Source organism: Nocardia neocaledoniensis (assembly GCF_003182135.1).
In the GTDB taxonomy this organism is placed as follows: domain Bacteria; phylum Actinomycetota; class Actinomycetes; order Mycobacteriales; family Mycobacteriaceae; genus Nocardia; species Nocardia neocaledoniensis.
This window is the reverse complement of sequence record NZ_QGTL01000016.1, coordinates 88,102-105,727: the sequence shown is the minus strand read 5'-3', so window position 1 is coordinate 105,727 and position 17,626 is coordinate 88,102. Positions and strand designations below refer to the sequence as shown.

General features: G+C 69.5%; 16 protein-coding genes. 5 read left to right on the top strand and 11 right to left on the bottom strand.

Translation table 11 applies throughout. The features are described from left to right. Positions 1-181 precede the first annotated feature (181 nt). The 3 genes from DFR69_RS30610 to DFR69_RS30600 all read left to right on the top strand — a co-directional run bounded on the left by DFR69_RS30610 (position 182) and on the right by DFR69_RS30600 (position 2,692). The gene (locus DFR69_RS30610) at positions 182-1,060 is read left to right on the top strand and encodes a helix-turn-helix transcriptional regulator (RefSeq protein ID WP_110041159.1); all 879 of its coding nucleotides are present in this window, start codon (positions 182-184) and stop codon (positions 1,058-1,060) included. Between the two features lie 107 nt (positions 1,061-1,167). Further along, positions 1,168-1,377, top strand: coding sequence for a hypothetical protein (locus DFR69_RS30605; protein WP_110041158.1), 210 nt, complete (start codon positions 1,168-1,170; stop codon positions 1,375-1,377). A 100-nt stretch (positions 1,378-1,477) separates the two neighbouring features. Beyond that, the gene (locus DFR69_RS30600) at positions 1,478-2,692 is read left to right on the top strand and encodes a CoA transferase (protein ID WP_110041157.1); all 1,215 of its coding nucleotides are present in this window, start codon (positions 1,478-1,480) and stop codon (positions 2,690-2,692) included. A 109-nt stretch (positions 2,693-2,801) separates the two neighbouring features. Here DFR69_RS30600 and DFR69_RS30595 read toward each other — a convergent pair whose 3' ends face one another. Then, positions 2,802-3,536 carry a nitroreductase gene (locus DFR69_RS30595; RefSeq protein WP_110041156.1) on the bottom strand — a complete coding sequence of 245 codons (735 nt, stop codon included), beginning with the start codon at positions 3,534-3,536 and terminating at the stop codon, positions 2,802-2,804. Then, positions 3,533-4,711: a CaiB/BaiF CoA transferase family protein gene (locus tag DFR69_RS30590; protein ID WP_110041155.1), complete on the bottom strand. Its 1,179-nt coding sequence runs from the start codon at positions 4,709-4,711 to the stop codon at positions 3,533-3,535. Before DFR69_RS30590 ends, DFR69_RS30595 begins: the two co-directional genes overlap by 4 nt. Before the next feature lie 280 nt (positions 4,712-4,991). Between DFR69_RS30590 and DFR69_RS30585 the strand changes: the two genes are divergently transcribed. Further along, positions 4,992-6,473, top strand: coding sequence for an aldehyde dehydrogenase (locus tag DFR69_RS30585; protein WP_110041154.1), 1,482 nt, complete (start codon positions 4,992-4,994; stop codon positions 6,471-6,473). Positions 6,474-6,496: 23 nt separating this feature from the next. Then, positions 6,497-7,891 (top strand): MmgE/PrpD family protein, encoded by a 1,395-nt coding sequence (locus tag DFR69_RS30580; RefSeq protein ID WP_110041153.1) that lies wholly within the window; start codon positions 6,497-6,499, stop codon positions 7,889-7,891. Positions 7,892-7,949: 58 nt separating this feature from the next. Here the strand turns inward: DFR69_RS30580 and DFR69_RS34250 are convergent, their stop codons facing one another. From DFR69_RS34250 to DFR69_RS30540, 9 genes are all read right to left on the bottom strand, one after another. Further along, on the bottom strand, positions 7,950-8,168 hold the full coding sequence (locus DFR69_RS34250) for a hypothetical protein (protein ID WP_146229469.1): 219 nt from the start codon (positions 8,166-8,168) through the stop codon (positions 7,950-7,952). 93 nt (positions 8,169-8,261) lie between these two features. Beyond that, a complete protein-coding gene (locus tag DFR69_RS30575; RefSeq protein ID WP_208644075.1) occupies positions 8,262-9,482 on the bottom strand; it encodes an acetyl-CoA C-acetyltransferase in 1,221 nt (406 codons plus the stop codon). A 12-nt stretch (positions 9,483-9,494) separates the two neighbouring features. Beyond that, entirely contained in the window at positions 9,495-10,643 is a 1,149-nt protein-coding gene (locus DFR69_RS30570; RefSeq protein ID WP_110041202.1) for an acyl-CoA dehydrogenase family protein, read from the bottom strand. A 37-nt stretch (positions 10,644-10,680) separates the two neighbouring features. Next, positions 10,681-11,337 carry a GntR family transcriptional regulator gene (locus DFR69_RS30565; RefSeq protein WP_110041152.1) on the bottom strand — a complete coding sequence of 219 codons (657 nt, stop codon included), beginning with the start codon at positions 11,335-11,337 and terminating at the stop codon, positions 10,681-10,683. Continuing rightward, on the bottom strand, positions 11,337-12,512 hold the full coding sequence (locus DFR69_RS30560; protein WP_110041151.1) for a CaiB/BaiF CoA transferase family protein: 1,176 nt from the start codon (positions 12,510-12,512) through the stop codon (positions 11,337-11,339). Before DFR69_RS30560 ends, DFR69_RS30565 begins: the two co-directional genes overlap by 1 nt. Then, entirely contained in the window at positions 12,509-13,300 is a 792-nt protein-coding gene (locus DFR69_RS30555) for an enoyl-CoA hydratase/isomerase family protein (protein WP_110041150.1), read from the bottom strand. The genes DFR69_RS30560 and DFR69_RS30555 overlap by 4 nt, the downstream gene beginning before the upstream one ends. 11 nt (positions 13,301-13,311) lie before the next feature. After that, a complete protein-coding gene (locus DFR69_RS30550) occupies positions 13,312-14,469 on the bottom strand; it encodes a CaiB/BaiF CoA transferase family protein (protein ID WP_110041149.1) in 1,158 nt (385 codons plus the stop codon). A 14-nt stretch (positions 14,470-14,483) separates the two neighbouring features. Beyond that, entirely contained in the window at positions 14,484-15,653 is a 1,170-nt protein-coding gene (locus DFR69_RS30545; RefSeq protein ID WP_110041148.1) for an acyl-CoA dehydrogenase family protein, read from the bottom strand. A gap of 2 nt (positions 15,654-15,655) precedes the next feature. Continuing rightward, positions 15,656-17,611: an AMP-binding protein gene (locus DFR69_RS30540; RefSeq protein WP_110041147.1), complete on the bottom strand. Its 1,956-nt coding sequence runs from the start codon at positions 17,609-17,611 to the stop codon at positions 15,656-15,658. Positions 17,612-17,626: the final 15 nt, after the last annotated feature.

Sequence of the window (17,626 nt, the reverse complement as noted above, 5' to 3'; positions counted from 1 at the left end):
TGTCCCGGCCGCCTGAAAACGCGCGGTCGACACCCGGTCTCCTGTGACCGAGCACACTTGTATTTTATACACAATATCTGCTTGGTTCCTCGGGATTCGGCGCCGATTCCGGCGATTTTCCGCCCGGCATGGGAAGAAATTGTCCCAGGCACGGCGCCGGCGGAAGGCATAACGTGGAGAAATGACCGAGAGAGCGCCACACCTGCGCGAGCTGGGCGGATTCCTCAAAGCCCGCCGCGCCGAGCTGAACCCCCAGGACGTCGGGCTGACCGTGCACAGCGCCGTGACCCGCCGGGTGGCCGGGCTGCGCCGGGAGGAAGTCGCCGACCTGGCGGCGATCAGTCACGACTACTACACCAGGATCGAGCAGGGTCGCCTCGCCCCGTCGGAGCCGGTGCTGGACGCGCTGGTCCGCGTCCTGCGCCTGGACGACGCGCAGCGCGACTACGTCGAGAATCTGGCCCGCCGCACCGATCGCCGTCCGGCCCGGCGCGGCCAGAAATCCGTCCGCCCGCAACTGCAACGGCTGCTCGACCAGCTCAGCGAGACGCCGGCGCTGGTGTTCGGTCGCTATCTCGACATTCTCGCCTGGAACCATCTGGCGGCGGCGTTGATCACCGACTTCGGGGCGATGCCACCCCGGCAGCGCAACTATGTCCGGATGGTCTTCACTGATCCGGCGATGCGTACCCTCTATGACGACTGGGAGAGCGTCGCGCGGACATGCGTGGCCATCCTCCGCATGGACGCGGCGGCCAATCCGACCGATCCCCAGCTCACCGCGCTCGTCGGCGAGCTGTCCATCGCCGACGAACAGTTCCGGCAGTGGTGGGCGGCACGCAACGTGGCCAGGCAGGAGTTCGGTTCCAAAACCCTCCAGCACCCGGATGTCGGCGAGATGACCCTGAATTGGGACACCTTCAGCTCCTCGGGCGATGCCGAGCAGCAGCTGGTGCTCTGGTCGGCGGAGCCGGGGACCACGTCCCACGAGAAGCTACGCATCCTCATGTCCTGGTCGGCACCGACCACCGACCGCGACAAGGTGGAGCGCCCGAGCTGACCTCCGCTCCTGGCCACGGTGGCAAGCCACGCGAGCAATCAATATATTATGCGTAATTATCGGCGGCCGTCACGACGAGCCGCCACGACCGATCCCCGGAGCGAACCGTGCCAGCGCCCGTCAGTACCACCGTTCACGAACTCCTCGACTACTTCGGACGATGCGGCGCGTGCGGCTACCCGGCCTCGGCGTCGCGGGTCGTCCAGCACTTCGCCGACGGCTCCGTCCAGCACGAGGTCGTGGCCACCTGCGGACTTCCCTGCGGCTGGCGCGCACCCGTCTCGATGCGCAGGATGACCGACCCTTCCGGCGGCTGAGATATATTATATTTCAACCAGGAGGAGCGGTTCGCCGCGAACGAAGGAGCAACGCGATGCAGATGCCAGGCCAGGTCGATCACTCCCCGGCGGTGCGCGCGTGAGCGGGCAGCCGCTGGCGGGCCTGCGCGTCGTGGAATTCGCCAGCTTCGTGGCGGGGCCGTCGGCGGGCATGACCCTCGCCCAGCTCGGTGCACAGGTGATCCGCGTCGACCCGCTCGGCGGCGGGCCCGACTACCACCGCTGGCCGGTCGCCGCGCGCAACGGCGAGAGCCTGTACTGGAACTCGCTCAACCGCGGCAAGCGGTCCGTCGCCGTCGACGTGCGCAGTGAGCGCGGCCGGGAACTGGTGCTGGCACTGGCGACGGCGCCCGGCGCGGACGCGGGCATCGTCGTCGACAACGCCGTGGGCCGGCCGTGGTTCTCCTACGAGGCGCTCGCCGCCCGCCGCGCCGACGTGATCAAGGTGCACATCGGCGGCCAGGCCGGCGGCGGTCCCGCAGTGGACTACACCGTCAACACCGAAGTCGGCGTCACCGATCTCACCGGACCCGCCGACACGCGCACCCCGGTGAATCATGTCCTGCCCGCGTGGGATCTGATCGCGGGGATGACCGCGACCACCGCCTTGCTCTCGGCACTGCACCGGCGCGAACGCACCGGCGCGGGCGCGCATCTGCAGATCGCGCTGGCCGACGTCGCGCTGGCCGGTGTCGCGAATCTGGGCTGGCTCAGCGAAGTTCGCGAACGTGGCGACCGCGCTCGCCACGGCAACTACATGTACGGCTCGTTCGGCGCCGATTTCGTCACCGCCGACGACGGGCGCGTCATGGTGGTCGCGCTCACGCCGCGCCAGTGGGACGCACTGTGCACGGCGACGGGCACAGCGAAGGTGATCGCCTCGCTCGAGCAGACCCTCGGCGTCGACTTCGCCGACGAAGCGCACCGCTACATCCATCGCGAGACCATCGCGGCCGTCATGCGTCCCTGGTTCGCCGGGCTGCCGCTGGATGCCGTCGGCACGGCACTGACCGACGCGGGCGTGCTCTGGAGCCGCTACCGCCAGATGAGTGACGTGGTGGCCGATTTCGAGGCGGGCGCGGGGAGCCAGGTCCTGACCGAACTCGACCAGGCCGGCATCGGTCCGGTCATCTCGGCGCACAGTCCCATCCGCGAGGACGGCGAGTACGGGCCGGTGCGCCCGGCCGCCGCCCTCGGCGCCGACACCGAGCAAGTCTTCGCCGAAGTCCTCGGCCTCGGCGACAGCGAACTCGGCGAGCTGCGCGCGACGGGCGTCTTCGGTACCGCCGGATAGACAACGAACGGGCCGGTGCGCGAACACGACAGTGTGTTCGCGCACCGGCCCGCCCCTCGGCCCCGTTGTTCGCGCCGCCCTCCGTCCGTGGCCGGCGCGAACCGGAGGGTCATTCGCTACGCCAGGTCACGACCTCGTCGAGTGGCGCGCGGCTGGTGCGATAGCTGTTGGCGGGATGATCGGCCGCTGCGTAGCCGAAGGAGATGCCCGCCAAGACCTTTCGATCGGCGGGAAGGTCGAAGTACTCCCGGATGAACGCCGACCGACCCGCGAGCGCCGCCTGCGGAATCGTGGCGATCCCCATGCTGGTCGCGGCGAGCAGGAAGGTCCCGATGTAGAGCCCGCTGTCCACCGCCGCGTAGACACCTTGTTCGGCGGGCGTGGTGACGATGGCGACATGCGGCGCCCCGAACAGCCGGAAGTTCTCGAACGCCTGCCGGGCCGAGGCCGCCCGATCGCCGCGTTCGACGCCGACCGCCTCGTACAGTTGCCACCCGGTCGTGCGACGGCGCTCCCGATAGGGCCCGCGATATTCGGCGGGTGGCGGGAAGTCGAACTCCTCGCCGAGCTCACCGCCCTCGGTCGCCGCGTAGTCCGCCAGCGCGGTGCGGAACCGCTCGGTGCCCGCACCGGTCGTGACGATCACCTGCCACGGCTGGGTGTTGCACCAGGACGCCGAGCGCTGCGCGAGGCTGAGCAGACGCTCGATCTGCGGGCGTGGCACCTCCCGCGCTTCGAACGCCCGGCAACTCCACCGGCTCGTGAGCAGATCAGCCAGGACGGCCGAGCGGTCCTGGTCCCGCGCGGAGTCGACCGCACGATCGGCCGTGTCGATGTCGGTCATGCCGGGCCGTCCACCGAGAGCACGCCCGCGGCCACCAGTTCGTCGATCTTCTCGGCCGGGTAGACCTCCCCGGCGACGGCGACGGTGTCCGAACCCACCCGTGGCGCGGCACCGGCGCGGTCGGGCCGCTCGCCCGCGAAGCGCCACGGCGGACGCAGCAGCGCGAGCCCGTCGTCCTGCGGCTCGACCATGCGCAGCCACTCGACCTGTTCGTGCTCGACGTAGCCGGTCATCGACAGCACCGGTGCGAAGGGGACGTCCTCGGCGGTCAGCCGCTTCTCCCACTCCGCGAATGTCCGCTGCTCGAACTCGGCCTCCACGATCTCGGCGAGCTCGAAGTAGTTCGCCTCACGGGGACGGTACTCGGCGAAGCGCGGGTCGACCGCGAGGTCGGCACGATCCATCGCCCGGCACAGGGCCTGCCAGAACTTCTGCGACGAGGACAGGTGCACGGCGATGTAGTCCCCCGAGGCGGTCGGCGCGCAGAAGTTCTGGGCCTGCGGATGCCTGCTGCGCCTCGTCGGATCGGTGCCGAGTTCGAAGGCCTGGGTGATGCCGTCGGTGGCGAGCACGCTGACGGCCTCCATGATGGAGGTCTCGACGTGCTGCGGTTCGCCGGTGCGGTAGCGACCGACCAGCGCCGCCAACACGCCCGCGGCCGTGCTGAGGCCGGTGACCAGATCGGCGCTCAGACCACCGGTCAGCTGGGGGTGCCCCTCGTCACCGAACAGGGAGTAGAGGCCGCCGAACGCGTTGCCGATGGTGTCGTAGGCGGGACGGTTGGCCAGCGGACCACCGGCACCGAACCCGGTCACCGACCCGTAGACGATGTCGGGACGCAGCTCGCGACAGACCTCAGGGCCCAGGCCCATGGCGGTCACCTTGCCGGGGCGCATGTTCTCGAGCACCACATCGAAACGCGGGATCAGGGCTTTCACCAGGGCGATGCCCTCGGGTCGCTTCAGGTCGACGGCCAAGCTGCGCTTACCGGTGTTGTACTGGCGGAAGTACGGGCTACCGTCGTTCTGGTGGCGGCGGAAGTCTTCGCCGACCACCGGCCGCTCCACCTTCACCACTTCTGCACCGAGGGCGCACAACATCGACGTGGCGAACGGGAGCGAGATGTAGCCTCCGATCTCCAGGATCCGGATGCCGTCGAGCGGCCTGTGCTGCATAGCCTGTCTCCCTCTACTCATGTGCTCATATTATATATTATCTCCACGGCCCGGTGTCACGGGTCACATCGAGCGAAGATTTCCCGGCGCACGAGATGGCGACCGACGCGAGTGGCACAGTGGCGGCGAGCACAGCGACCCTGGCCTGTGCGCTACGTTATATCATATACTTTACATGAACCGGGTCACAGGCCACTGCGGGTGCGATACGCACGAAAACGCCGATGACCTGGGAATTCCCACCCGGACGCATGCGCCGATGAAGACGATAGGTCGACCAATGAGTGTTCAGACAGACTTGTGGCAGGGACAGTTCGACAAACTGTTCATCGGTGGCGAATGGGTGGTGCCGTCCACGGAGCGCACCTTCGAGGTCGTCTCCCCCGCCACCGAAGAGCCTCTCGCCCGCCTCGCCGACGGTAGCGAGGCCGACATCGATGCCGCCGTCGCCGCCGCCCGCACCGCGTTCGATCGCGGGCCGTGGCCGCGGATGGAACTGACGGAGCGCATCGCCGTGCTCACCCGCGTCAGCGCGGCGCTCGCCGCACGGCAGGACGAGATCGCGCGGCTGATCAGTGCCGAGATGGGCTGCCCGATCACGCTGTCCACCCGGATGCAATCGATCGGCACCCGGATGATGCTCGACGCGTTCGTCGAACTCGCCCCGCGGTATCAGTGGTCCGATATCCGCCGCTCGGTCACGGGCAACGCCCTGGTGACCCGTGAGCCCGTCGGAGTCGTCGCGGCGGTGGTGCCGTGGAACGCGCCGCTGCAGATCGCGATGATCAAGTTGGCGCCCGCGCTGCTGGCCGGGTGCACGGCGGTGCTCAAGCCGTCACCGGAGACCGCGATGTCGGCCTACCTGCTGGGCGAGATCTTCGAGCAGGCGGGCCTGCCCGCCGGCGTCGTCAACATCGTCGCCGCGGGGCGGGCGGTCAGTGAACACCTGGTCCGCCATCCCGGCGTCGACAAGGTCTCGTTCACCGGTTCGACGGCCGCGGGCCGCCGGATCGCCGCCGTCTGCGGACAGGATCTGCGCCGGGTCACCCTCGAGCTCGGCGGCAAGTCGGCCGCGGTCCTGCTCGACGACGCCGACCTCGACGCCGCGGTACCCGTGATCCGGGCGCTGTCGCTGCGCAACTCCGGGCAGGTGTGCAGCAACAAGACCCGCATCGTGGTGGCCCGTTCGCTGCGCGACGAGCTCTACGACCGGTTGCGCGACATGGTGGGATCGATGCCGGTGGGTGACCCGTTCGATCCGGCGACGGAGGTGGGCCCGCTGGTGAGCAGCGCCCAGCGCGACCGTGTCGAGAGCTACATCGCGCAGGCACGGGCCGAGGGCAACACCGTGCTCGTCGGCGGCGGCAGGCCCGCCGGGCTCGACCGGGGCTGGTACGTGCAGCCGACGATCTTCGCCGATGTCGACCCCAACGCCACCATCGCCCAGGAGGAGGTGTTCGGTCCGGTGCTGACGGTGCACACCTTCGAGACCGAAGCCGAGGCGATCGATATCGCCAACAACTCCGACTACGGCCTCAACGGGTCGGTCTTCGCCGACGATCCCGCGCACGCGCTGGCGGTGGCCCGCCACATCCGCACCGGCACCGTCGAACTCAACGGCACTCCCGCCGGCTTCTTCGCTCCCCTCGGCGGCTTCAAGAACAGTGGCATCGGCCGTGAAGCCGGGCTCGAGGGGTTCGACGCCTACATCGAATGCAAGTCCTACGGCCTACCGCAGCCGCTGCTCGACACGCTGGCCTGATCCCCCTCTCCGAAAGGTTCTCCATGCCTTCCCTTCCCCCGCTGGAAGCCGCCGTCGCCCGGCTGGTCACCGAGCCCGACTACGACTCGATCCCGGCCGACGCGCTCGCCGGGGCCCGGCGCCTGATGCAGGACCAGCTGGCCGTGCAGATCGGCTGCGCGTCGCTGCCGTGGAGCCGGGCCGTGCTCGAGCTGACCAAGGCCTCGCACGCACCGGGCGCGGCCCACGTCACCGCCTCGGGTGACGCGATGAGCGCGGCCGACGCGGCGTTCGTCAACGCGACCTACGGCCACGGCTTCGAGTACGACGATGCCCATCGCTCCAGCTCCAGCCACCCCGGCAGCGCGGTCGTCTCGGCGGCCGTGGCCGTCGGCGAGGAACTCGGCGCGTCGATGGCCGAGGTGATCACCGGCATCGTCGCCGGGTACGAGGTCTACACCCGGATCGGCATCCTTGCCGCGCCGCAATTGCTCGAACGGGGTTTCCACCCGCACGGCGTCCTTTCGGCGTTCGGCGCCGCCGCCGTGGTCGCGAAGATGCGCGGGTTCGACGCCGAGCGCACCGCGCACGCGCTCTCGATCGCCATGAGCCACAGCTCGGGCACCACCGAGTACACCTCGACCGGCGGCTCGGTGAAGCGGCTGCATTCGGGCATCGGCACCCGCAACGGCATTCGCGCGGCGGAGATGGCGGCGGCGGGCATCACCGGGCCGACCACGTTCCTCAGCGGCGGCAAGGGCTTCTACCGCACCTTCGTCGGCCGTCCGGTCGCCGAGAACGCGGTGGAATTGTTTTCCCCGACAGCCTCTTTCGAGATCACGCGGGTGTGGATCAAGCCGTACTGCTGTTGCGGCATCAACCACGCCTACATCGACGGCGCCCAGCAGCTGGCCGCGCGGGCCGCCGAGATCGAATCCGTCCGTCTCGGCATCCAGTCGGGTGGCGACGTGGTCATCGGGAACCAGAACGCCAATGCCTATGCCCCGCAGATCATCGAGCACCTGCAGTACAGCCTGCCGTTCCAGTTCGCCTTGGCGATCCTGGGGCGCGGGAACGGTTTCCGTGCCCACCACGACTACATGGCCGGGCGCCTCGACCTGAGCGAGGGCAGCGAGGTCGCCGCGATGGCGCGGCGGGTGAAGATCGAGGTCGACACCGAGCTCGACGCCGAATACCCGGGGCGCTGGATCGCCGACATCACGGTCACCTACCGTGACGGCTCCAGCGAGCACCTCTTCGTCGACAATCCGCGGGGCACGGCGGAGAACCCGATGTCGCAGGCCGATCTGGACGCCAAGTTCCGCGATCTCACCGTCGCCGACATGGGTGCCGAACGCAGCGAGACCCTGCTGACGGCGATCAACAGCGGAGATCCGGCCGCCCCGGTCACCGAGTTCGCCGCGCTGCTGCGCACCTGATCCCTACACGTGTGGCCGGGACCTGGTGAGCCAGGTCCCGGCCACACGTGTTCGTGGATCAGGGCAGGAGGTACAGACGTTCGTTCGGGAGCCGGGGCAGGTCGGTGTAGTACGCGCCCGCGACCGTGACCTCGCAGCGGTGACGGCCTGCCACGTCTTGCACGAAGACCAACGCGGCGGTCAAGCAGGCCACGAATTCCATCCGGATGGTGGCGAATTGGACCATCAACCGGATGTCGGGCTCGTGGGGACGTGGCGATCTCTTGACAGGTTTCATGGGGGCCGGCCTGCTCGGTTTCTCACTCCGGAACGGCTGTGCCCCGGCGGGCCTGTTCGGTTCGCCGGGGCACAGCGGGTGCCTGAACGGTGATCAGGCGGTCTCGAACGTGGCGGCCATGCCCTGACCACCACCGATGCACATGGTCGCGAGGCCGCGGCCGCCACCACGACGGCGCAGCTCGTGCAGCAGGGTGGTGACCATGCGCACGCCCGTCGCGCCGATGGGGTGGCCCAGCGAGATGCCGGACCCGTTGACATTGAGGCGGTCGTGGTCGCGCCAGCCCCAGCCCTCCAGCACGGCGAGGACCTGCACCGCGAACGCCTCGTTGACCTCGACCAGATCCATCGCGTCGAGCAGCGAGACGGTGTCGGTGCCCTGGCGCGCGGCCAGCTTCGCGACGGCGGGCACCGGGCCGATGCCCATACGCGAAGGCTCGCAGCCCGCGGCCGCCCAGCCGGTCAGATAGCCGATCGGTTCCAGGCCCAGCGCGTCGAGCTGATCCTCCGCGACCACGAGAAGCCCTGCGGCGGCGTCGTTCTGCTGACTCGAGTTGCCCGCGGTGACCGTGCCGTCGGGCAGGATCGTCCGCAGTTTCGACAGGGTCTGCGGCGTGGAATCCGGCCTGATCCCCTCGTCGCTGGCGAAGACCACCGGATCGCCCTTGCGCTGCGGCACGGTCACCGGAACCACTTCGTCGGCGAAGCGCCCGTCCGCCCACGCCGCGGCCGCCCGCTGGTGGCTGCGAGCGGCGAAGGAGTCGGCCTCCTCGCGCAGCAGACCGTAGTCGCGCGCGAGGTTCTCGGCGGTCTCGATCATCCCGGAGATCTTGCCGAAGCGGGCCTCCGGCTGCGAGCGTTCGCGGCCGCGGTCGAGCCGGTCGAACAGCTGCACGGTGCCGGCGCGGGCACCCCAGCGGGTACTGGTGGAGTAGTACTCGATGCGGCTCATGGACTCGACGCCGCCGGCCAGCACCACGTCGGCGGCGCCGGTCTGCACCATCATCGCGGAGGTGGCCAGTGCCTGCAGGCCGCCACCGCAGCGCCGGTCGAGCTGCATGCCGGACACGGTGATCGGCAGCCCGGCGTGCAGCGCCAGCCAGCGGCCGACGCACGGCACCTCGGAATTGGCGTAGGACTGGGCGAACACGACATCGTCGATGCGTTCGGGATCGATCCCCGAACGCTCGATCACCGCGTTCACCACGGTGGCGCCCAGGTCCTCGACCGGCACGTCACGCAGCGAACCGCCGAAGGTCCCGACGGGGGTGCGGGTGGGCGCGACGATCGCGGCCCGGCGCAGAGCAGAAGACATCAGTGACTCCGATCAGATCGCGTTGCGCGCGATGAGCTGTGCGGCGATGACGTTGCGCTGGATCTCGTTGGTGCCCTCACCGACGATCATCAGCGGCGCGTCACGGAAGTAGCGCTCCACGTCGTACTCCTTGGAGTAGCCGTAGCCGCCGTGCACGCGGATCGCGTCGAGCGCGATCTGCATCGCGGTCTCGGACGCGAACAGCTTGGCCATGCCTGCCTCCATGTCGGCGCGCTCCCCCGCGTCCAGCTTCTGGGCCGCGTCGAGGGTGAGCAGGCGCGCGGCACGCTGCTTGGTGGCCATGTCGGCCAGCAGATTGCCGACGGACTGGTGCTTCCAGATCGGCTTGCCGAAGGACTCGCGTTCCTGCGCGTAGCGCACGGCGGCATCGAGTGCGGCCTGACCGACACCGAGCGCGCGCGAGGCCACCTGGATGCGCCCGACCTCGAGGCCGCGCATCATGTGGCTCCAGCCCAGGTTCGGCACACCGCCGAGGATGGCGTCGTCGCCGACCTTGCGACCGTCGAACACCAGCTCGCAGGCTTCGACACCGCGGTAGCCGAGCTTGGGGAGCTTCTTGGAGATGACCATGCCGTCGCCGGGCTCGACCAGGATCACGCTCATGCCCTTGTGCGCGGGCTTCGCGTCCCGGTCGGTGACGCACAGCAGGCCGATCAGCCCGGAGTGCGCGGCATTGGAGATCCAGGTCTTGGAACCGGTGATGGACCACTGGTCGCCGTCGCGTGTCGCGGTCGTGCGCATGGCCTGCAGGTCGCTGCCGCCCGCGGGCTCGGTCAGCGCCATCGTCGCCCGGATCGCGCCCTCGGCCATCTTCGGCAGATACTTCGACTTCTGCTCGGGAGTGCCGAAGGTCTTGATGAGGTAGGTGATCACCGAATGACCGCCGATCGCGCCTGCCAAGCTCATCCAGCCGCGCGCGAGCTGTTCGGTGACGCCCGCGAAACACGCGGTGCTCACGTCGACACCGCCGAACTCGGCGGGCGCGAGCAGGCCGAAGAAGCCGAGCTTCTTCATCTCCTCGATGAATTCCTCGGGGTAGACATCGTCTTCCTCGAACTCGCGCACCCGGTTGCGGACTCGCTGGTCGACGAAGTCGGCGACCAGATCGACCATCTGCTGCTCATCGGCTGTGAGGCTCATGCCCACCCTTTCCTAAGTTCACGCATAAAATATTATATCATTTCCAGAAGCCGCGGGTCTCGAGCATGTGCACCGCCCGGTCGCCACCGTGCAGGAAGTGCTTCTCGGTCACCGTGCGCGCCGTGTCGGCGTCGCGCACGCGCAGGGCGGCCAGGATCTCGCGATGATCGCGATCGGCGGTCTCGGACCAATCGTCGTGGGTCTCGTAGAAACCGTGCGGACCCGCGCTGCCGAGCACCTTGAGTTCGGTGAGCAGGCGCCGGGATCCGCTCGCGCGGTTGATCATCCGGTGGAACTCGAAGTTCAGCGTTTCGCGATCCCGGCTCGACGCCGTCACCATCCGGTCCAGGATCCGGCCCAGCGCGTCGAGCGAGGACGCCGCGATCCGCTCGGCCGCGCGGGCCGCGGCCAGGCCCGACACCACGCCGAGCAGCCAGTAGTGATCGCGCACGTCGTCGCGCGTCATCGGGGCGACGAACGCGCCCCGCCGAGGCGGCATGTCGACGATGCTCTCCAGTTCGAGCGCGATCAGCGCCTCGCGCACCGGCAGCTTGCTGATGCCCAGGGCGTCCGCGATCTCGTCCTGGTCGATCTTGTCGCCCGGCCGGAGTTCGCCCGCGAAGATCCGCCGCCGGATCTCCTGCACGGCGGTGGTCTTCAGGCTGGTCGGCGGGGCGACGCGCGGCAGGTCCATCAGGTCTCGCTCGGCTGGGCGATCCGTGGTCCGAACTCGGCCCGGATCGCGTCGGTGTGCGCACCGAGCGCGGGCACCGAGCCGTCGGTCACCGGCCAATCCCGTGCCGTACCCGGCGGCAGCAAGGCGGGCACCGGTCCGGACGGGGTCCCGATCTCGCGCCACCGGCCGCGTGCGCGCAGCTGGGGATGCTCGGCGAGATCCCGGACGCCGTTGAGCTTGGCGTTGCCGATCCCGGCCTTGTCGGCGGCGGCCTGGATCTCGGCGAGAGTTCTTGTGGCACACCACTGTTCGACGATGGTGTCGACTTCGCCGCGGCGCGCGACCCGGTCGTCGTTGTGCAGATAGCGCGGGTCCTCGGCCAGCTCGGGGCAGTCCATCAGCTCGGTCATCCGGCGCCACTCGCGGTCGCTGGTGGTGCCGAGGACGGCCGTCTGCCCGTCCGAGGTCGGGTAGGCGCCGTACGGGGCGATCATCGGCGAGCCCATGCCGACGGGCACGGGCTCGATGTCCGCGTGCAGCACCTGGTTGAGCGCGAAGCCCATCATCTCCGACACCACGTCGAGCATCGCGACCGGTACGACTGCGCCTCGCCCGGTGCGCTCCCGGTCGTAGAGCGCGGCCAGCACCGCCGAGTACGAGTACAGCGCGGTACCGATGTCGGCCACCGGGATACCGGGTTTGGCCGGGTGTCCCGGGGTGCCGGTGATCGCGCACGAACCGGCCTCGGCCTGGATCAGCAGGTCGTAGGCGCGCTTGTGATCGAGCGGACCGCCACGGCCGTACCCGGAGATGTCGACGATGATCAGCCGCGGGAACCGGACCGTCAACTCGTCGACGCCCAGGCCCAGCCGGTCCAGCGCGCCGGGACCGAGATTGCTGACCAGCACGTCGGCCTCGGCCAGCATGGCTTCGAGCACCGCCAGGTCATCGGCGGCGCGCAGATCCAGCGCCGCGGATTCCTTGCCGTGGTTGAGCCAGGTGAAATGCGCCGACAGACCGCCGACCACCGTGTCGTAGTGCCGGGTGGAGTCACCGTATCCGGGCTGCTCGACCTTGATCACCCTGGCACCGAGATCGGCGAGGTGCCGGGTGCACAGCGGGGCGGCGATGGCCTGTTCCAGACCGATCACCGTCACCCCGGCCAGGGGACCCCGCGCGGATTCGGGACTCATGAGAACTTCGGCTCCCGCTTCTCCCGGTGCGAGCCGACACCCTCGACGACGTCGGGGCCGCCGAAGTGATAGAACTCGAGGCCCAGCGAGGCGTCGAAGATCGGCATGGCCTGCCGGTACCAGCCGTTGAGCGCCATCTTGGTGCCCTGGATTCCCGCCCGCGAACCTGCGGCGAGTTTCCGCGCGATCTCCATGGCACGGTCCTGGACCTGGTCGTCGTCGACGCACAGCGACACCATGCCGATCTGTTCGGCTTCCTCGCCGGTGAGCACCTCGTTGGTCAGCAGGTGGTACTTGGCCTTGGCCATCGAGGTGAGCAGCGGCCAGCAGATCGCCGCGTGGTCGCCCGCGGCCACGCCGAGGCGCACGTGGCCGTCGACGATCTTGGCGCGGCGGCCCGCCACCGAGATGTCGGCGAGCAGCGCCGCGACCAGGCCCGCGCCGGCGGCGGGGCCGTTGATCGCGGAGATGATCGGCTGGGGCACCTCGATGATGTTGCGCACCAGGTCGCGCGCCTCCCGCATCACCCTGGTCCGGGACGCGTAGTCACCGATCATGGCCTCGACCAGGTCGAAGCTGCCACCGGCGGAGAAGGCCCGCTCCCCCGCACCCCGGATGACGACGGCGCGCACCGATTCGTCGAGGGCGATCACCGGCCAGATGTCGGCGAGGTGCCGATGCGCCTCGGCCCCCACCGAATTCAGGTTCGGCCCGTCGAGCACGATCCGCAGCACACCGTCGGCGGGCCGGTCGATGGTCAACGACGAGAACTCCTCGTATCCGGGCACTTGCTGTCCTTTCATTCGCTGATCGACACCGCGTCGGCGCCGGTGGGGGCGGCGGCGGTCGCCCACCGCGCCAGGATGTCGTCGAGGTCGCCGAGGCCGGCGGGTGGCCGCGACGGGACCCGCGCCGGTGTCCGGCCGAACCGGGGCGCGGGCGCGGGGTGCAGCACGCCCGAAACCCGGTGGAACACTCCGCGTTCCACGTTGTGCGCGTCGGCGGCGGCCTCGTCGAAGGTCAGTACCGGGGACACGCAGGCATCGGTGCCCTGGTACACCTGCCACCACTCGTCGCGGGTCCGGGTCGCCACCGCGGCGGCGATGAGTTCACGCAGTCGCGGCCACTGGTCGCGGTCGTCCTGGCCCGGCCAGCCCGCGGTGTCGACCTCGAGGCGCGCGAGGAACTCACGGTAGAAGTCGGGCTCGAGCGCGCCGACCGCGAGATACCGGCCGTCGGCGCAGCGGTAGGTGTCGTAGAACGGCGCACCGGAGTCGAGGAAGTTCGTGCCCGGCTCGTCGGAGTACAGGCCCGCGGCCCGCAGACCCTGCAATTTGGCCGTCAGGACCGCGACGCCGTCGACCATCGCCGCGTCGATGACCTGGCCACGCCCCGTTCGCCCGGCCTCCACCAGCGCGCAGGCGATCCCGAAGGCGCCGATCGCCCCGCCCCCGGCGTAATCACCGAGCAGGTTGATCGGCGGCCGCGGCGCGCCGCCTTCGGAAGCGAGGGCGTGCAAGGCGCCGGACTGGGCGACATAGTTGATGTCGTGTCCGGCGTCCTTGGCACGAGGACCGGTCTGGCCGTATCCGGTGAGCCGGACATAGACCAGGCGGGGGTTGCGCGCGGTGGCCACCTCGGGGCCCAGACCCAGCCGCTCGGCGACACCGGGGCGATAGCCCTCGATGAACACGTCGGCCGAATCAGCAAGGCGCAGCACCGCTTCGCGGCCCTGCGGGTCCTTCAGATCCACCGCCACCGACCCGACCCCGCGGTTGACCACATCGGTCTCCTCGGTCAGGCCGACGGTCTGGCTCAGCTCACGCGCCGAGCGGTGCGGCGGCCGCACCACCCGCACGACGTCGGCGCCCATGTCGGCCAGCAGCATCGACACATAGGGCACCGGCCCCATGCCTGCCAGCACGACCACACGCACACCCGCCAACGGTCCCGTCATCGGTACTTCCCCTCCTAGTAGGAACGCGGTAGGCCGAGCACCTGCTGCGAGATGTAGTTGCGCACCATCTCCTGGGAGAAGGGCGCGTTGCGCAGCAGCCGCACCTCCCGCCACAGCCGCTCGATGTGGTACTCCTTCGCATAGGCGTACCCGCCGAGTGTGGAGAACGCGCGATCACACGCCTCGAAACCGGCTTCGGCGCCGAGGTATTTGGCCGCGGCCGCCTCGGGGCCGCACGGCAGACCCGCGTCGAACAGCTCGGCCGCGCGCATGATCATGCCCTCGGCGGCTTCCAGACGGATCCAGGAATCGGCCAGCGGATGCGCCACGGCCTGGTTCTGGCCGATCGGACGGTCGAACACCACCCGGTTCTTGGCGTATTCGGCGCCGATCTCGAGTGCGGCGCGGCCGAGGCCGACGCCCTCCATACCGACCACGATGCGCTCGGGGTTCAGGCCGTCGAGCAGGTAGTAGAAGCCCTTGTCGACCTCGCCGACGAGCCGGTCGTCGGAGACCTCGAGATTGTCGATGAACAGCTCGTTGGTGTCGATGGCGGCGCGGCCGAGCTTGTCGATCTCCCGGACGGTGACCCTGGAGCGGTCCATGTCGGCCAGGAACAGCGACATGCCCCACAGCGGCTTGTCCTCGCGCCGCGGCGAGGTGCGGGCCAGCAGCAGGATCTTGTGGGCGTTCTGGGCGTTGGTGATGAACACCTTCTGCCCGTTGATCACCCAGCCACCGTCGACCTTGGTCGCCTTGGTCTTGATGCGCGAGGTGTCGACGCCCGCGGTGGGTTCGGTGACGCCGAACGCCATCAGCAACTCACCCGAGGCGAGCTTGGGCAGGTACTCGCGCTTCATCTCCTCCGAGCCGTACTTCACGATCGGGGCGGGCGGGAACACGTAGAAGTGGATCGCCGATCCACCGCTCATGCCCGCGCCCGAGGACGAGATCTCGCCGAGCATGACGGCGGCTTCCTTCAGGCCGAGACCGATGCCGCCGTATTCCTCGGGGATCATCGCGCCGAGCCAGCCACCCGCGGCGAAGGCCTTCACGAATTCCCAGGGGTACTCGTGCTTGTTGTCCTTGTCGAGCCAGTAGTTGTTGTCGAACTTGCGCGCGAGCTCACGCGTGGCCTGTCGGACGACTTCGACGTTGTCGTCGGTCGCTGTAGCGGCGGTCATTGCTACTCCTGTTCGTCGCCCGCGGACACGGGGATCGCTTCGAGGGGGGTGGCGGGGTCGAGGGAGGACATGTCTCCGGTCGGCGCCCCGAGATACCGGGACCGGATGGCCCGGCGCATGATCTTTCCGTTCTTGGTCTTGGGCAGGCTCGCCACGACGACGACCGCCGGGGCGAACGAACGCCCCGCGTTCCCCGTCGCGGTGTCCTGCAGGTCTTCCGGCGGCTGCCCCGCGGCGCGGAGCACGGCGAACGCCACCGCGCGCTGTCCGCGCAGTTCGTCGGGCACACCGATCACGGCGACCTCGGCGATCCGACTGTCCCGTAGCAGCGCAGCCTCGATCTCGGCAGGCCCGACCCGGCGACCCGACAGTTTGATGGTGTCGTCGGATCGCCCGTGGATGCGCCACATGCCCTGCTCGTCGACGCTGGCCAGGTCGCCGTGCACCCACACCCCGTCCCACTGGTTCCAGTAGGTCTCGAGATAGCGCTCGCGGTCCTGCCAGAACGCGTGCGTCATGCCGGGGAAGGTGTTGCGCACCACCAGCTCACCGATCTCGCCGGTGACCGGCGTGCCGTCCTCACCGAACACCGCGGCGTCCACGCCGGGCAGCGCGCCGGTGAAGGCGGCCGGTGCGGCGGGCAGGAACGGATACCCGATCAGGATGCCGCCGCCGACCTCGGTGCCGCCGCTGTAGTTGACGATGGGCCGGGTGCCGCCGCCGACCTCGGAGAACAGCCACCACCAGGTGGGTTCGTCCCAGGCCTCGCCGGTGGAGACGAACGTCCGCAGGCTCGGCATCGCATGGGTGACGGCGTCACCGGCGGCCTTCAGCGCCCGCGCCGCGGTGGGCGCGATCCCGGCCACGGTGACACCGTTGCGCTCGATGATCTCCCACATCCGGTGCGCGGTGGGATGCGTGGGCAGGCCCTCGATCATCACGATGGTCGCGCCCAGCTGCAGTGGGCCCGTCATCAGCATCGGTCCGACGAGCCAGCCCAGATCCGTGATCCAGGAGACGACATCCCCGGCGTGCACGTCGAAGCCGTAGCCGAAGTCGACGGCGGTCTTCACCGCGAAGCCGCCGTGCGAGTGCACGATGCCCTTGGGACGACCGGTCGTGCCCGAGGTGTAGACGATGGTCAGCGGGTCGTTGGACTCGGTGTCGGCGGTCGGCACCGGCGCCGGGTCGGCGTCGAGCTCGTCGTAGTAGACATCGCGCCCCACCTGCATCGGCACCTCGGTGCCCAGATGCCGGATGACCACGACCTTTTCGACGGTCGGCGCCGACTCCAGTGCCGCGTCGGCAGTCGCCTTCAGTTCGACCCGCTTGCCTCGCCGCGTCGTGCCGTCGGCGGTCACCAGCAGTACCGCCTCGGAATCCTGCAGGCGGGTCGCGAGCGCGTCCGGGGCGTAGCCACTGAAGGTGGGCACCGACACGGCTCCGATCATGGCGATCGCGAGGAAGGCCACCGCGGCCTCGGGCACCACCGGCATGAACAGCACGACCCGGTCGCCGCGCCGCACCCCCAGCTGGGTGAGGTTGGCGGCGAACCGCCGCACCTGGGTGTCGAGTTCGGCGAAGGTCAGCGTGCGCCGCTCGCCCTCGTCGCCCTCGTAGACGACCGCGAGCCGGTCGGCGGCGGGTCCCGCCGCATGCCGGTGCGCGGCCAGCTGGGCGATGTTGACGCCGCCGCCGGTGAACCAGCGCGGGAACGGCTTGCCGGCCGAGTCGTCGACGACGCGGTCGAACGGGACCGAGAAGTCCACGCCCAGGTCGCTCGTCGCGGCCCGCCAGAACCATTCGGGCTCGGCGATGGCCCGCTCGTTGAGCTCGGTCACCGCCGCGGCATCGTCCCCGAATCCCCACTCCCGCATCGCCGCGAGCAGCCGGCTGCGCTCGCGGATCCGGTCGCCGGGAACCCAGGCGGGCTGCTCGGCAGGCTGAACGTCCACCATGACGTGTCCTCCTCG

Coding starts and splice junctions, on each gene's coding strand:
- DFR69_RS30565 (WP_110041152.1), bottom strand. CDS start 11,337: ATGGACCTGCCGCGCGTCGCCCCGCCGACCAGCCTGAAGACCACCGCC.
- DFR69_RS30595 (WP_110041156.1), bottom strand. CDS start 3,536: ATGACCGACATCGACACGGCCGATCGTGCGGTCGACTCCGCGCGGGAC.
- DFR69_RS30560 (WP_110041151.1), bottom strand. CDS start 12,512: ATGAGTCCCGAATCCGCGCGGGGTCCCCTGGCCGGGGTGACGGTGATC.
- DFR69_RS30585 (WP_110041154.1), top strand. CDS start 4,992: ATGAGTGTTCAGACAGACTTGTGGCAGGGACAGTTCGACAAACTGTTC.
- DFR69_RS30550 (WP_110041149.1), bottom strand. CDS start 14,469: ATGACGGGACCGTTGGCGGGTGTGCGTGTGGTCGTGCTGGCAGGCATG.
- DFR69_RS30610 (WP_110041159.1), top strand. CDS start 182: ATGACCGAGAGAGCGCCACACCTGCGCGAGCTGGGCGGATTCCTCAAA.
- DFR69_RS30590 (WP_110041155.1), bottom strand. CDS start 4,711: ATGCAGCACAGGCCGCTCGACGGCATCCGGATCCTGGAGATCGGAGGC.
- DFR69_RS30575 (WP_208644075.1), bottom strand. CDS start 9,482: ATGTCTTCTGCTCTGCGCCGGGCCGCGATCGTCGCGCCCACCCGCACC.
- DFR69_RS30580 (WP_110041153.1), top strand. CDS start 6,497: ATGCCTTCCCTTCCCCCGCTGGAAGCCGCCGTCGCCCGGCTGGTCACC.
- DFR69_RS30570 (WP_110041202.1), bottom strand. CDS start 10,643: ATGAGCCTCACAGCCGATGAGCAGCAGATGGTCGATCTGGTCGCCGAC.
- DFR69_RS30545 (WP_110041148.1), bottom strand. CDS start 15,653: ATGACCGCCGCTACAGCGACCGACGACAACGTCGAAGTCGTCCGACAG.
- DFR69_RS30540 (WP_110041147.1), bottom strand. CDS start 17,611: ATGGTGGACGTTCAGCCTGCCGAGCAGCCCGCCTGGGTTCCCGGCGAC.
- DFR69_RS34250 (WP_146229469.1), bottom strand. CDS start 8,168: ATGAAACCTGTCAAGAGATCGCCACGTCCCCACGAGCCCGACATCCGG.